The following is a 16,200-nucleotide window of genomic DNA, read 5'->3' as shown; positions in this document are numbered from 1 at the left end:
CTCCCAACCTTTCGTAGCAGCAGCAAAAAATTCTGCCTCAGCCTAAATAAAACAGACCGGCCTATTCGCCGGTCTTATTATTTACATCACTAAACGGCGAATATCGCTCATTAATTGCCCTACTAGGGTGATGAAGCGAGCTCCATCAGCACCATCGATTACACGATGGTCAAAGGACAGTGACATTGGCAGGATTAGGCGAGGAACAAATTCGCTACCATTCCAAACAGGTTTCATTGAAGAACGTGACAGTCCCATAATTGCAACTTCTGGTGCATTCACGATAGGTGCAAAACCGGTAGTTCCGATACCACCAAGGCTTGAAATCGTGAAGCAACCACCTTGCATATCAGACGCAGTCAGTTTACCTGCACGCGCTTTCTTAGAAACTTCCATCAGTTCGCGAGATAGCTCTAAAATGCCTTTTTTGTTAACGTCTTTGAAGACAGGAACAACTAAGCCATTTGGCGTATCTACGGCAATACCGATGTTAATATATTTTTTCAGGAACAGACGCTGTGCATCTTCAGAAATGGAGCTATTAAAGCGTGGCATTTCTTCCAGAGCACGAGCAACAGCTTTCATGACAAAAACTAATGGTGTGATTTTCACATCCAGTTTTTTCTTCTCAGCTTCTTTGTTTTGTTGCTTACGGAATTCTTCAACTTCAGTGGTATCCACTTCTTCCATCAGCGTAACGTGCGGGATCATTACCCAGTTACGGCTCAGGTTAGCACCAGAGATTTTTTGGATACGACCCAGTTCAACTTCTTCAACTTCACCGAATTTACTGTAATCCACTTTCGGCCATGGCAGCATACCTGGTAAACCACCACCCGCAGCTGCAGGAGCTTCCGCACGTTTTACGGCATCCTTCACGTAAGCTTGAACGTCTTCACGCAGGATACGGCCCTTACGACCTGTACCTTTAACTTTCGCTAAGTTAACACCAAATTCACGCGCTAAGCGGCGAATAACCGGTGTTGCATGGATATATGCGTCGTTTTCAACAAATTCAGTTTTGCTGTCAGTTGCTTTCGCTGGCGCTGCTTGTGCAGGAGCTGCCGCTGGAGCCGGAGCAGACGGTTGAGCTGCTGGAGCCGCTGCAGGCGCTGCACCTGCCACTTCAAAAGTCATGATCAGCGAGCCAGTTTTCACTTTATCGCCAGTCGCAATCTTGATTTCTTTAACTGTTCCAGCAAATGGCGCAGGAACTTCCATTGACGCTTTGTCACCTTCAACGGTAATGATTGATTGCTCAGCAGAAACGGTATCACCCACTTTTACCATGACTTCAGTGACTTCAACTTCATCACCACCGATATCTGGAACGTTAACATCTTTAATTGCTGATGCTGCTGGAGCCGCTGGTGCAGCAGCTTGTGCAGCTGGAGCCGCCGCAGGTGCTGCGCCTGCAACTTCAAAGACCATAATCAATGAGCCGGTTTTAACTTTATCACCGGTTGCAATTTTGATTTCTTTAACCGTTCCAGCAAATGGTGCAGGAACTTCCATTGAAGCTTTGTCACCTTCAACAGTAATTAAAGATTGCTCAGCTTCTACTTTGTCACCGACTTTAACCATAATTTCAGTAACTTCAACTTCATCGCCACCGATATCTGGAACAGCAACATCTTTAGATGCAGCTGCGCTTGGCGCTGCCGCTGGAGCTGTAGGGGCTTCTGCAGGTGCAGGAGCTGCTGCACCCGCCTCCGCTTCGAATACCATGATTAATTTGCCTGTTGTCACTTTATCGCCAACAGCAATTTTAATTTCTTTTACCACCCCCGCTTGTGGAGATGGGACTTCCATAGAAGCCTTATCACCTTCAACGGTAATAAGCGATTGCTCAGCTTCTACTTTGTCGCCAACTTTAACCATCACTTCGGTGACTTCAACTTCATCAGCACCGATATCAGGCACTTGGATTTCAATAGACATTGATTTTTACCTCTTATGCCAAACGTGGGTTAACTTTATCTGGGTTGATGTTGTATTTTTTAATCGCTTCTTCAACGACTTTTACATCAATCTCACCACGTTTAGCTAATTCACCTAACGCTGCAACGATCACATAGGATGTATCCACTTCAAAGTGGTGACGCAGGTTTTCACGACTGTCTGAACGACCGAAACCATCTGTACCCAGAACACGGTAATCACTTGCAGGAACATAAGTACGAACTTGTTCTGCAAACAGTTTCATATAGTCAGTTGATGCAACTGCTGGTGCATCATTCATAACTTGAGCAATGTATGGAACGCGTGGTGCTTCAGATGGGTGCAACATGTTCCAACGCTCACAATCTTGGCCATCACGTGCCAGTTCAGTGAATGAAGTCACGCTATAGACATCAGAACCAATTCCATATTCAGCAGACAAGATGTCAGCGGCTTCACGCACGTGGCGCATCATCGAACCTGAACCTAACAGCTGAACTTTACCTTTGCTACCTTCAACCGAAGCCAGTTTATAGATACCTTTACGGATACCTTCTTCTACGCCTTCTGGCATTGCTGGCATGTGGTAGTTTTCGTTCAGCGTCGTGATGTAGTAGTAAACGTTTTCTTGTTTCTCACCGTACATACGCTCTAAGCCGTCTTGCATAATTACCGCAACTTCATAAGCGAAAGCTGGGTCATAAGAAATACAGTTAGGGATAGTCAGTGATTGAATATGGCTATGGCCATCTTCATGCTGTAGACCTTCACCATTCAGGGTTGTACGACCTGAAGTACCACCGATTAAAAAACCGCGTGCTTGTTGGTCACCCGCTGCCCACATCAAGTCACCAATACGTTGGAAACCAAACATTGAGTAGTAGATATAGAATGGGATCATCGGCAAGTTGTTAGTGCTGTATGATGTCGCAGCCGCTAACCAAGAAGAACCAGCTCCCAGCTCATTGATACCTTCTTGCAGAATTTGACCTTTAGAGTCTTCTTTATAGTAAGCAACTTGCTCACGGTCTTGCGGAGTATATTGCTGGCCTTTAGGGCTATAGATACCGATTTGACGGAATAGACCTTCCATACCAAATGTACGTGCTTCATCAGCGATGATTGGTACTAAACGCTCTTTGATCGATTTGTTTTTCAACATAACGTTCAACGCACGAACGAACGCGATAGTTGTTGAAATTTCTTTAGATTGCTCTTCCAATAATTGGCTGAAATCTGCCAGTGCAGGGATATCCAATTTTTCATCAAAGGTTGAACGACGAGCTGGCAAATAACCACCTAACGCTTGACGGCGCTCATGCAGATATTTGTACTCTTCGGAATCTTTTTCAAACGTAATGTATGGCAGTTTTTCAATTTGCTCATCAGCAACGGGTACATTGAATTGATCACGGAAATGACGAACGCCATCCATGTTCATTTTCTTCACTTGGTGAGCAATGTTTTTACCTTCTGCAGTTTCGCCCATACCATAACCTTTGATGGTTTGCGCTAAAATAACAGTTGGTTTACCTTTAGTTTCTTGTGCTTTTTTGAATGCAGCATACACTTTCTTCGGATCGTGACCACCACGGTTCAGTGCCCAAATTTCATCATCAGTCATATCTTTAACTAATGCTGCAGTTTCTGGGTAACGATTAAAGAAGTGCTCACGAACGTATGCACCGTCACGTGATTTAAAGGTTTGGTAGTCGCCGTCTAAGGTTTCGTTCATTAGTTGAACAAGTTTACCGCTTGTATCTTTACGCAGTAATTCATCCCAACGGTCGCCCCACATAACTTTGATAACTTGCCAGCCAGCACCATTAAAGATACCTTCTAGTTCATTAACAATTTTACCATTACCTGTAACTGGTCCATCTAAACGTTGCAGGTTACAGTTGATAACAAATACTAAGTTATCTAATTTATCGCGAGTTGCGATAGTAATTGCACCTTTAGACTCTGGCTCATCCATCTCACCATCACCAAGGAATGCATATACGCGCTGAGCTGATGTATCTTTCAGTCCGCGGTTATCAAGGTATTTCAGGAATTTCGCTTGATAAATAGCATTAATTGGACCCAGACCCATTGATACCGTAGGGAACTGCCAGAAATCAGGCATTAATTTAGGGTGTGGATAAGAAGACAGACCATTTCCACCAATTTCTTGACGGAAGTTGTTCATTTGCTCTTCAGTTAAGCGGCCTTCCAAGAACGCACGTGCGTAAATACCTGGAGAGATGTGGCCTTGGAAGAAGACTAAATCCCCGCCGTCATTGTTATTATGCGCACGGAAGAAGTGGTTAAAGCACACTTCATATAAAGTTGCTGATGACTGGAAAGAAGCCATATGGCCACCCAGTTCTAAGTCTTTTTTGGAAGCGCGTAAAACAGTCATCACTGCGTTCCAACGAATTGCAGAGCGAATACGGCGCTCTAAATCCATGTTACCAGGGTATGCCGGCTCATCTTCAACAGCAATTGTGTTGATGTAATCAGAATGACCAGATGCACCAGCGGCAATATTAACACCGCCTTTACGCGCTTCGCTTAATACCTGTTCGATAATAAACTGAGCACGATCAACACCTTCTTCACGGATGACCGATTCAATCGCCTGTAGCCAGTCGCGAGTTTCAATCGGATCCACGTCATTTTTTAACATATCTGACATGGTGTATTCCTTATCTGTTATCTATTTTATATGTTTATGTGGAGCCTATCTTCCTGCTATTTTCCCAGTCGCTATAAAACAGCGGGAAGATAGGCCCTGATGTAGTTGCCGCTTTAACTCTCAATTAGAGTATTCACAATAATATAGACGCAGCAGTCAGGATCTATATTATCAATTCAAATCAGGATGTTGCTGTAACCGACGTAAAGAACGTTCTCTGCGAGTTTGCTCTCGGCTAATATCCAACAGTAAATCTTCGATAAAGGCTAAATGGCGATGAGAAGCTTCACGTGCTTTTTCTGGTTCTCTTGCCATTATAGCGGCAAAAATTTGTGCTCGATGTTCACTAACTGCTTTATACATTTCTTTACGGGTATATAAGAACTCAAAGTTCTGACGAATATTTTGTTCTAACATCGGGATCATACAACGCAATAGATGTAGCAAAACGACGTTATGAGCAGCTTCAGTGACAATTAATTGATATTGTAATACTGCATCTGACTCTGCTTCTAATCCGCCATTTTCTTGCGCTGTCTTAATTAATTCATAGCTTTGGCGAATCCGTTCGAGATCTTCATCTGTACCACGGAGTGCCGCGTAATACGCAGCAATACCTTCAAGGGCATGACGAGTTTCAAGAAGATCGAATTGAGATTCTGGATTGCCTTCAAGTAGCTGAGCTAAAGGGTCACTAAAGCTTTGCCACATTTTCTTTTGCACGAATGTTCCGCCACCTTGGCGGCGAGATAAAAGGCCTTTCGCCTCTAATGTTTGAATTGCTTCACGCACTGATGGTCGAGATACGTCAAACTGTTTTGCAAGTTCGCGCTCAGGAGGCAGCTTTTCGCCAGGGCGTAATGTCCCTTCGAAAATAAGATGTTCGAGACGCTGCTCTATTACATCTGATAACTTTGGTTGGCGAATTTTACCGTAAGTCATAATCTGCCATATTCATGAGTGAGTAATTATTGATTACGTATTACCCAGTGTTAATTGGTAATACCAATTTATTTATGGGTTAATAAAGTAACAAAGTATTCACTATCTGTCCATAAAGACCTTGCGCTAAATCATAAAATCCTGCAAATCTTAACAATTTTTTTTAAAATTTAGCATGAATTGATAACTTAATATGCGATTTGACATGACATATTTTAACATTAAAAACGATTTTTTATGCTAAAATGCAAAAACTGAACCGTTAAAGCAACCAATATAATGAATTTAAATTTAAAATAAGTGCATTTAAAATCAAACTAACTCATTAATTGCAGTCTTTACTCGTTTGGAACACAACAACGTTAATGAAATGTTAGAATTGCAAGTGGTTTTAAATTTAACTCAAATTTTATTGATTAAATTACACTCAAGCCTATCTATTATTTTAGAATAAAATTGATGTCGAAAATAAAATAGCACTGTAATATTTCAATTTATAGGTGGCACGGAAAATGCGATAAGGTTTCGAGATTCGATTAGCTAGGAGCTACAAAATATTTCGTTGTAACCCATTAAATAGTTAAATCAATGCCAAAATACAATTTGGTAACGAGTGAGTCAGATGTTAGTCACCTATTTAACGCATTAACGTAAATAGGTGACTAATGTATAGGTCTCATCAATAACACTAAGATTAATGAGCCCAGTTAAGGCACCCTGAGTGTATTAACCAGATCACTTACCTATTCTTATCAATAAAACGCATAGACAAATCCATGGCTTTAATATGTTTGGTTAGCGCCCCAACAGAAATAAAATCAACCCCTGTTTCTGCGAACTCTTTTATCGTTTCTAATGTGACATCGCCAGAAACTTCAAGTGCCGCTTTTCCTGCCGTTAACACTACCGCTTCTTTCATCATAACTGGAGTAAAATTATCCAACATAATGATATCAGCATTCGCTTTTAAAGCTCGTAATAGCTCATCTAAGCTTTCTACTTCAATTTCAATTGGGACATCCGGATGGGCGCTACGCGCTAATTCAACAGCTCGCTCGACTGAACCTGCGGATATAATATGGTTTTCTTTTATTAAGTAAGCATCAGATAAACCTAGACGATGATTAAACCCTCCCCCCATCAATACCGCATATTTTAAAGCGGTTCTTAAGCCAGGGATAGTTTTACGGGTATCAAGTAACTTCGCTCTTGTACCTGTGATTTGTTTTACATATTCGGCAGTTATACTTGAAACAGAAGAAAGCGTTTGAATGAAATTCAAAGAGGTGCGTTCACCTGTTAATAAAATTTGTGATGGGCCATGCATCTCACAGAGAACTTGGTTAGGGGTAACGGTTTCACCATCTTGAACTTTCCAATCAATGTTGACTTGCCCACCAAGTTGAAGAAAAACTTCATCTAACCATTGTTTCCCACAGAAAACGCCATGTTCACGAGTAATAATTCGAGCACTCGCTTGTGTACCTACATTTAACAGCTGACCAGTAATATCTTTTTTATAATCAACAGATTGACCTAAATCTTCTTTCAAAGCAACACTGACCATAAAAGGAATGTCAACCTGTAACCGCTCAAGAAGCATTTTACGTCTTTGTTGTTCATCATATCGCCGTATAGTCATTTTAACTCCAAAATATGCACTCGCTTTGTTTCATCTATGCTAATCTTTTCGTTCGCAGATAACGAGTGTTAACAAAAAAGAAAAGAGAATACTATGGATAACGATATGAAAATACACAATGGTTGGCTAAATAATGTGACTCATATCCCTTCTCCACATCATGATGAGCGCCCCTCTAATACCATACCTTCTCTTCTAGTTATTCATAATATCAGCCTTCCTCCAGGACAATTTGGTGGCCCTTATATAAACCAATTATTTACAGGGACTTTAAACCCTGATGAACACCCATTTTTTAATGAAATCAGACATCTTCGAGTTTCAGCTCATTGCCTAATACGCCGTGATGGTGCAATCATTCAATATGTCCCCTTTCATTTACGGGCTTGGCACGCTGGGCAGTCTTCCTACCAAGGCCAAGAAAAATGTAACGACTTTTCTATTGGTATTGAGCTAGAAGGCACTGATTTTGAACCATTTACAGAAGAACAATATCAATCCCTTACTTATTTATCTAATTTACTTATACTTGAATACCCACTAATTAAAAATAATATTACTGGTCATAGTAATATAGCTCCTGGTCGTAAAACGGATCCCGGCCCATTTTTTGATTGGGGATATTATAAGAATAAATTAAACAATTATTAACTTTATAATTATTAGCGGATAATATCTTTATTCAATTTACCCGCTAATAAAAAACATATAAACTTATCTTCTCTTAATTTATAACTGAACTCCAGCCTCTATTTTTTCTTTATTATTTTTTTGCGAAGCTGCTCGAAGAAAAATGAAACCCCACGCACATTTCAATAAAAAATCACAAATCGTTTCGCACTACCTTTTTTAAACTCTAATTTTAACTTAAAAATACAATTATGATGAAACCTCACTTAACAACGGAGGTTTTATTTATGAATCAACAAGGATTTTCACTCATTGAAATTATGGTAGTAATTGCAATTATATCAATTCTAAGTGCTATTGCTATCCCTGGCTATCAAAGCTATATGCAAAAAGCAGCAATTACTGATGTACTCCAGACTGTTATCCCATATAAAAACAGTGTTGAAATATGTAGCTTTAATCGAGGGAGTTTATCACAATGTAATGGAGGTAATGATGATATCCCTACCAATATAACTGGAAAATACATTAGTAAAATAGAAGTTAAATCTGGGGTTATTACATTTTCTACTGACAAATCATTATCAGGCTTAAAAGTCACATTAACACCAACCCTTCCTAGCATAGGCAACCCCTTTAATTGGACAGTTGTTTGCGAAAACAAAGATAATGCCAAATTGAAGTCATTATGTAATAAAACCTTTGTGTTTTAACTGGAAGTATTTATATGAACATGACTAAAAACGAGCAGTTTATTTATAAAGAACTTAAGAGTATATGTGATAGAAATTACATTATAATCATCGATTATAATCAAAAACGGTTATCTATAGCTGTTGTAAAAAAACCAGATGACAACTTGATCGCCACATTAAAATTTATTGCTAGTGTCCCTGTATGCTATGATATTTGGCCAAAAGAAAAAATAGACCATTATTTTAATAATACAATACATGAAATAAAGGAGGAAGAAAGTAGTTATCAATCTCCAGAACCCGAACTATTACGCACTTCATCTCCTGCGATTAGTTTTGTTGAGGAGCTATTAAAAACAGCGGTTCATAAACGCTCATCAGATATACACCTTGAGCCGACTAAGCAAGGGTTAAAAATTCGATTACGTGTCGATGGAAAGTTATATTTTATTCCTTCTCCACCTTACGAAATTAATAGTGAAATTATTGCTCGTATAAAAATATTGGCAAAAATGAATATCGCGGAGAAAAGACTTCCACAAGATGGCCAAATGAGTTGGTACTTTGATGGACAAAACTATAGCATCCGTCTTTCGAGTATTCCGACAATTCATGGGGAAAAATTGGTCTTACGTATTTTAAATACACAATTAAAATATTCTTTAGAGCACATAGGGATGTGCTCTTCCCTTCTAGAGTTATTAAAAGAGTATTTAAATCGTCCACAAGGATTAATTTTAGTCACAGGGCCGACAGGAAGCGGTAAAACAGTAACTCTTTATAGCTACTTAGAATATTTAAATCAGTCCTCAAGAAATATAACAACCATTGAAGACCCAATTGAAATTCCATTACAAGGAATCAACCAAACTCAAGTCAATGAAAAATATAAACTTAATTTTTCTTCTATTTTAAGGGCGCTACTGCGACAAGACCCTGATGTCATTATGATCGGTGAGATTCGTGATGAAGAAACAGCTAAGATCGCGACTCGAGCTGCGCAAACTGGCCATCTAGTTTTGTCGACATTGCATACCAATTGTACATTCAGCGCAATAGAGAGAATGAACCAATTAGGAGTAGAAAATAGTCAACTTAAATCATGTTTGAAAATGGTTATTGCACAAAGATTAGTAAGAAAACTTTGCCCTCACTGCAAAGAAAAAACACCTAAGAAAACTAAATTACACAATAACTGTGTAATTAATGAATGGTCCTCAAAGGGGTGTGAGCTATGTTTTTCTGGTTTTATGGGAAGAACCGCAGTTTATGAATATATAGATCAAAGCAATATTAGCGAAATACTGACAAAAAATACATTAGAAAATCAAAGTAATTTTGTTAACCTTTTTAATGCAGGAATAGAGCTCGTTGAAATGAGTGAGACAACTCTCCAAGAAATCTATTCTATCATCGGAAATGGAGTAAATTAACATGTTTATTTATTCATATATCGCCATTGATTTTAACAATCAACCAACATACAGCACATTAATAGCAAAAAGCAAAAAACATGCATTCATCAACATATCTGAAAGAAATTTAATTCCTGTACAAATAAAGTTAAAAACATTATTTTCATTGGACAAAAAGAATATTAATTATCGAATTCATTTCTTCCACCAGTTATCTTTATTATCATCATCAGGTATTAATCTCGTACAATGCTTAAAAATATTACATACCAACTGCCAACTTCCTTTTTGGATTGATATTATTGAAAACTCGATAGTTCATATAGAAAAAGGAGAGAAGTTTTCACAGTATTTGAAGAAGCACCCAACAATATTTAATGATACTATAATAAGCATTATTACCATTGCCGAGAAAACAGGGCAATACGAACAAAGTTTTAGTACAATCAATTCAATATTGGAACATAATAATAAAGTGTCTTTACTCATCAGTAAATCGATACGATACCCAATAATTCTTTCTTCATTTTCAATAATGTTATTAATCATTATGATGGTCTATGTAGTTCCTCAATTTGAAAACATCTATCAAAATACCAGACACGAATTACCACTCGTTACAAAAATCATAACCTTTATTTCAAGCTTTCTAAGAGAGTACTTAGTTTACTTATTTTATTTTCTTTTACTTTCTCTCCCTCTCGTATTTAAATTCAAAGAAAAAACATTATCTTTATTAAAAAACACAATAATTCACCTACCGATATTCAAAAAATCATTACAACTCCATAACTTAAGTTTGTATTTTTTAACGATGCACTCAACAATTAACGTAGGGTTATCATTATCCGAATGTTTAAAATGCACAATTCAAACTATCAATAACCATCAATATAAAAAAGACTGTGAACACGTGCATATATCGGTACATAAAGGAGAGTTACTGTCCCATGCTATGAAGAAAACCAAGTTCTTTCCTGATTTATCTGTACAGCTAATGTCTATTGCAGAAGAATCTGGAAAAATACACTACTTTTCAAAGTATTTATTCAAATATTATTCAGAGCAATATATTTTTATTACTGAAAAAAGCCTAAAAAATATTGAACCTATTTTACTCCTTTTAATTGCCATCCTAGTAGGTATGATCATGTTAGCAATGTATCTACCGATATTTAATTTAGGTAACGTTATAACTGAACTATAAATAATTTCATGTGGATATGAATATTACATTTTATCCTAACAACTTTATATAATATTTTTTTAAACTATTCACAGTATATTACTTTGGATGAAGACAAATGATTTATTTCAGTGTAATCTATTTTTTTTCAACGAGTAAATGAATAATCATATGCCTTATATAGTTGCTTTAACAGGTGGTATTGGAAGTGGTAAAACAACAGTTGCAAACGAGTTTGCTAAACTTGGAGTCCCCCTAGTTGATGCCGATGTGATTGCACGACAGGTTGTTGAGCCTAACAGCCCAGCCCTTGAAAGTATTAGATATCACTTCGGTGAAGATATTATTCTTCCCAACGGGTGCCTAGATAGGCAACGCTTACGAGACATTATTTTTTCTAAGCCCGATGAAAAAAAGTGGCTGAATGCTCTACTTCATCCATTGATTCAACAAGAAACGCAAAAACAATTTCAACAAATAGATTACCCTTATGTATTATGGGTAGTCCCTTTATTAATTGAAAATAATATTCATCATTTGGCTGATAGGGTATTAGTTGTTGATGTTACTGTCGAAGAACAAATTCAACGAACCCTAAAAAGAGATAAGACCAGTTTAGAACAAGTAACTAATATACTTAATGCACAAGTTAGTCGTGAAAAACGACTTAATCATGCCAACGATATAATAACAAACCATACTCATGGCACGGTTCTCTCTGACAAGGTAGCAATTCTTCATAACCAGTACTTAACACTAGCAAGAATAAAAAAATAGGAATTAAAATGGGCGAATTAATTACAACAAATTTAATTACTTATGAATACCCAATGAATGAAAAAATTCGTTCGTGGTTGCGCCTTGAAACACTTTTATCTCAAATTTATGAGTTAAGTAATATTACCTCCTACTCTACTGGTATTGCTTTTTTTCGCTCAGTTTCAGAATTAATTGAAATCCTAGATAGAGGAGAGGTTCGTTCTGAGCTTATAAAAGAACTAGAAAAACAACGAACTCGGCTATCTAATTGGGCAGAAGCTCCTAACGCTGATAACCAATTAATATCTACATTACTAAAACAATTATCAGAAACAACATCCAATTTAATGTCCGCAGCACGCTTTGGCCACCATCTACGTACAGATAAAATTATTAGTATGGTACGCCAACGTTTGAGTATTCCTGGTGGCTGTTGTAGTTTCGACCTACCGACTTTACAACTTTGGTTAAATATTCCACAAACTGAACGAGACAAGGTCATTAGTGGCTGGTTGCAAAGCCTCGACCCACTCAATGATGCATTGCAAGCTGTTCTAACACTAATTCGGCAAAATGGAATCTTTGAACAAAAAGAGTCTCATAATGGTTTTTATCAAGACAACGTAGAAGGTAAAGAACTACTACGCATCAAGTTAACTGCAGAACACTTGGTATACCCACAAATCTCTGGCCACAAAACACGATTCGCACTACGTTTTCTACATATCGACAGTGAGAATGGTATACTCCCCGATATTATTAATTTTGAGTTATCCTGTTGCTAGCTAGAGAAATATTTTTATGAGTGAAATCATTGAAGTTAATTGCCCTACATGTAAAAAAATAGTTGTTTGGAATGAAAATAGCCCGTTCCGGCCATTTTGTAGTAAGCGTTGTCAACTTATTGACCTTGGTGAATGGGCTAGTGAAGAAAAACGAATTGCAAGTCAAGGGGATATTTCTGACAGCGATGACTGGAGTGAACAACCAGATAAATAATGTATAAGTCGTGACATCGTAAATTAAGTGGAAAATATATTATTGTGTATTTTCCACTTAATATCATTATCAGCTATTATGTTGATCACTTCTCTGTGTTAATAAATCAACAATGATACGGTTTGCTGGGGGAAATTCTTCAGCTTTAAGCTCATGCTGAGAAACCCAACGCGAATCCTGCCCTTCTCTGCCATACGGTTCATTTTCCCATGAAGATACCATAAAAAAATAGAGTGTAATGAAACGGTCATCAAACTCATGGTCAACCCGATGAAATAACTCGTTCTTAGTCACTACAATTCCAACTTCTTCTTCAAGTTCGCGAATTAAAGCGGCTTCAGGAGATTCATTAACTTCAAGTTTCCCACCGGGAAATTCCCAAAAACCAGCCATATGCGTGCCTTCTGGTCGTTTAGTAATAAAAATTTTTTGCTCGGGGTTACGAATAATCCCAGCCGCGATATGCAAATGTTTTTTTTCCATAATTTTTTCGTCAAAAAGGCGGGGTAACCCGCCTTTTTTATATTAATGAGTTAATAGTAAATTAATTTAAACGGCCATGGCATTGCTTGTATTTTTTACCCGAACCACAAGGACAAGGGTCATTACGGCCAATTTTGTGACCTTGGGTTGCAATTTTAGCTTCGGTTTCAGTCATTAAAGATTCAGCGCCCGCTTCATGGCTTAATTGTTGCCTCTTCGCTAAACGCTCAGCTTCTTCACGACGCTGTTGTTCTAATGCTTCAACCTCTTCAGGTAAACGAACTTGTACCTTAGATAAAGTACTAATCACTTCATATTTCAATGCTTCAAGCATGTTAGCAAACATACTGAAAGATTCACGTTTGTATTCTTGCTTAGGATCTTTTTGCGCATAACCACGCAAATGAATACCTTGGCGTAAGTAATCCATTGACGCTAAGTGCTCTTTCCATAACGTGTCTAATGTTTGCAACATGACACCTTTTTCGAAATTACGCATCGCTTCCGCGCCAACAATTTCTTCTTTACGATCATAAACTTCAATCGCTTTTGTCATAATACGTTCACGTAATGTTTCTTCGTGTAACTCTGGCTCTTTATCTAACCACTCTTTGATTGGTAAATCGAGGTCAAAATCATTGACTAAACGCTGATGTAGTCCTTCGATATCCCACATTTCTTCAAGTGATTGAGGTGGAATATAGGCATCCATCGTTGTGGTTAATACATCTTCACGAATGCTATCAACCGTTTCTTTAATATCACCGCCATCCAGTAGTTCATTACGCTGAGTATAAATCGCACGACGTTGGTCACTTGCAACATCATCATATTCAAGTAATTGTTTACGGATATCAAAGTTACGGCTTTCAACTTTACGTTGCGCATTAGCAATAGCCTTGGTCACCCATGGGTGTTCAATCGCTTCACCCGGCTTCATACCTAACTTTTTCATCATGCCAGTAACGCGGTCTGAAGCAAAAATACGCATCAGCGCATCTTCCATTGATAAGTAAAAACGAGATGAACCCGCATCCCCTTGACGACCGGCACGACCACGTAACTGGTTATCGATACGACGTGACTCATGACGTTCTGTACCAATAATATGTAAACCACCTGCTGCTAAAACAGCGTCATGGCGAACTTTCCAGTTTGCTTTGATTTCATCAATTTGCTCTTGAGTTGGCTCTTCTAATGCAGCAACCTCAGTTTGCCAGCTACCACCTAGCATGATGTCAGTACCACGACCGGCCATATTAGTTGCGATCGTTACAGCTCCAGCTTGACCCGCATTCGCAATGATGTCAGCTTCCATTGCATGGAATTTTGCATTCAAAACATTATGAGCAATTTTAGCTTTTTTCAACGCATTCGAAATCAATTCGGATTTTTCGATTGAAATTGTACCAACAAGAACGGGTTGCCCATTGGCAGTTCTTTCACGAATATCTTCAATAATTGCTGCAAACTTATCAGCTTCGTTCATATAAACGAGGTCAGGTAAATCTTTACGCACCATTGGGCGGTTAGTTGGGATAACAATTGTATCGAGTTTATAAATTGAGCTAAACTCAAAAGCTTCGGTATCCGCAGTACCTGTCATACCTGCAAGCTTTTCATATAAACGGAAATAGTTCTGGAAAGTAATTGAAGCCAAGGTTTGGTTTTCGTTTTGAATTTCAACGCCTTCTTTCGCTTCTACTGCTTGGTGTAAGCCGTCAGACCAACGACGCCCTTCCATTGTACGGCCAGTGTGTTCATCAACAATAACAATTTGACCGTCTTTTACAATATAATCAACGTCTAAGGTAAATAGCGCATGAGCACGTAAGCCCGCCATCACATGGTGCATTAACATGATGTTAGAAGGTGAATATAAAGACTCTCCTTCATCCATTAAACCTTCTTTTGCTAGAAGCTCTTCGATTAACACCAGTCCACGTTCAGTTATAGTCACTTGACGCGATTTTTCATCGACAGAAAAATGGCCTTCCCCTTGGAAAGTATCTGAATCTTCTTTCTCTTGACGTTGAAGATATGGAATAAGTTTATCAACTTTTTGGTACAGTTCAGAACTGTCTTCTGCAGGACCTGAAATAATCAGTGGTGTACGCGCTTCATCGATAAGAATGGAGTCAACCTCATCCACCAAAGCATAATGCAATTTACGCTGAACACGCTCTTCAGGGCTAAACGCCATGTTGTCACGTAGGTAGTCGAAACCAAATTCATTATTAGTACCGTAAGTAATATCTGCCGCATATGCTTCACGTTTTGCAGGCGGAGCCATACCTGGCAGGTTGATACCCACAGTTAAGCCTAAGAATTCAAATAATGGACGGTTATTTTCAGCATCACGTTTGGCTAAGTAATCATTCACCGTAACTACGTGAACCCCTTTACCACTTAATGCGTTGATATAAGCAGGTAATGTTGCTGTTAAAGTTTTACCTTCCCCTGTACGCATCTCTGCGATACAGCGTTCGTTTAGTACCATTCCACCGATAAGCTGTACATCAAAGTGGCGCATACCAAATACACGTTTACTTGCTTCACGAACAGTTGCAAATGCCTCAGGAATGATACTTTCTAAACTTTCACCTTTCGTTAAACGCTCACGAAATTCCACCGTTTTTGCTTTTAACTCATCATCAGATAACTTTTCGAAATCGGGTTCAAGACGGTTAATTTTTTCAACTTCTTTACGTAAACGGCGCAACGTACGGTCATTACGGCTACCAAAAACTTTGGTCAAAATCTTTGTTAACATATTTTAATCTCTAATAATCAATTAATTACTTTAAATTTTTATAAATTTTATGGCG

13 protein-coding genes are annotated in these 16,200 nt (G+C 38.3%); 7 read left to right on the top strand and 6 right to left on the bottom strand.

The features are described from left to right. Positions 1 to 81: 81 nt before the first annotated feature. The 4 genes from aceF to nadC form a co-directional block, all read right to left on the bottom strand. Complete coding sequence (gene aceF, locus PR834_RS04610) at positions 82 to 1,941, bottom strand: pyruvate dehydrogenase complex dihydrolipoyllysine-residue acetyltransferase (RefSeq protein WP_004261981.1); 1,860 nt, start codon at positions 1,939 to 1,941, stop codon at positions 82 to 84. A gap of 13 nt (positions 1,942 to 1,954) precedes the next feature. Next, positions 1,955 to 4,621: a pyruvate dehydrogenase (acetyl-transferring), homodimeric type gene (gene aceE / locus PR834_RS04605; protein WP_004261984.1), complete on the bottom strand. Its 2,667-nt coding sequence runs from the start codon at positions 4,619 to 4,621 to the stop codon at positions 1,955 to 1,957. A 171-nt stretch (positions 4,622 to 4,792) separates the two neighbouring features. Continuing rightward, positions 4,793 to 5,563 (bottom strand): pyruvate dehydrogenase complex transcriptional repressor PdhR, encoded by a 771-nt coding sequence (pdhR, locus tag PR834_RS04600; protein ID WP_004261987.1) that lies wholly within the window; start codon positions 5,561 to 5,563, stop codon positions 4,793 to 4,795. A gap of 739 nt (positions 5,564 to 6,302) precedes the next feature. Further along, on the bottom strand, positions 6,303 to 7,205 hold the full coding sequence (nadC, locus tag PR834_RS04595; RefSeq protein ID WP_094961373.1) for a carboxylating nicotinate-nucleotide diphosphorylase: 903 nt from the start codon (positions 7,203 to 7,205) through the stop codon (positions 6,303 to 6,305). Between the two features lie 105 nt (positions 7,206 to 7,310). Between nadC and ampD the strand changes: the two genes are divergently transcribed. The 7 genes from ampD to yacG all read left to right on the top strand — a co-directional run bounded on the left by ampD (position 7,311) and on the right by yacG (position 12,889). Further along, complete coding sequence (gene ampD / locus PR834_RS04590; protein WP_272536470.1) at positions 7,311 to 7,856, top strand: 1,6-anhydro-N-acetylmuramyl-L-alanine amidase AmpD; 546 nt, start codon at positions 7,311 to 7,313, stop codon at positions 7,854 to 7,856. Between the two features lie 266 nt (positions 7,857 to 8,122). Continuing rightward, the gene (ppdD, locus tag PR834_RS04585) at positions 8,123 to 8,548 is read left to right on the top strand and encodes a prepilin peptidase-dependent pilin (RefSeq protein ID WP_036958460.1); all 426 of its coding nucleotides are present in this window, start codon (positions 8,123 to 8,125) and stop codon (positions 8,546 to 8,548) included. 14 nt (positions 8,549 to 8,562) lie between these two features. After that, positions 8,563 to 9,963: an ATPase, T2SS/T4P/T4SS family gene (locus PR834_RS04580; protein ID WP_004262001.1), complete on the top strand. Its 1,401-nt coding sequence runs from the start codon at positions 8,563 to 8,565 to the stop codon at positions 9,961 to 9,963. Between the two features lies 1 nt (position 9,964). After that, entirely contained in the window at positions 9,965 to 11,152 is a 1,188-nt protein-coding gene (locus PR834_RS04575) for a type II secretion system F family protein (protein WP_272536469.1), read from the top strand. A 150-nt stretch (positions 11,153 to 11,302) separates the two neighbouring features. After that, complete coding sequence (gene coaE, locus PR834_RS04570; protein WP_272536478.1) at positions 11,303 to 11,908, top strand: dephospho-CoA kinase; 606 nt, start codon at positions 11,303 to 11,305, stop codon at positions 11,906 to 11,908. An 8-nt stretch (positions 11,909 to 11,916) separates the two neighbouring features. Next, entirely contained in the window at positions 11,917 to 12,675 is a 759-nt protein-coding gene (gene zapD, locus PR834_RS04565; protein ID WP_004262007.1) for a cell division protein ZapD, read from the top strand. 16 nt (positions 12,676 to 12,691) lie between these two features. Further along, the gene (gene yacG / locus PR834_RS04560) at positions 12,692 to 12,889 is read left to right on the top strand and encodes a DNA gyrase inhibitor YacG (RefSeq protein WP_004262008.1); all 198 of its coding nucleotides are present in this window, start codon (positions 12,692 to 12,694) and stop codon (positions 12,887 to 12,889) included. A 69-nt stretch (positions 12,890 to 12,958) separates the two neighbouring features. Here yacG and mutT read toward each other — a convergent pair whose 3' ends face one another. After that, the gene (gene mutT / locus PR834_RS04555) at positions 12,959 to 13,372 is read right to left on the bottom strand and encodes an 8-oxo-dGTP diphosphatase MutT (RefSeq protein WP_004262011.1); all 414 of its coding nucleotides are present in this window, start codon (positions 13,370 to 13,372) and stop codon (positions 12,959 to 12,961) included. A 61-nt stretch (positions 13,373 to 13,433) separates the two neighbouring features. Next, positions 13,434 to 16,145 (bottom strand): preprotein translocase subunit SecA, encoded by a 2,712-nt coding sequence (gene secA / locus PR834_RS04550; RefSeq protein WP_272536468.1) that lies wholly within the window; start codon positions 16,143 to 16,145, stop codon positions 13,434 to 13,436. Positions 16,146 to 16,200 lie beyond the last annotated feature (55 nt).

The sequence above is a fragment of the Providencia sp. PROV182 genome (genome assembly GCF_028480325.1).
Lineage (GTDB): Bacteria > Pseudomonadota > Gammaproteobacteria > Enterobacterales > Enterobacteriaceae > Providencia > Providencia hangzhouensis.
This window is presented reverse-complemented; position numbering and strand designations above follow the sequence as displayed.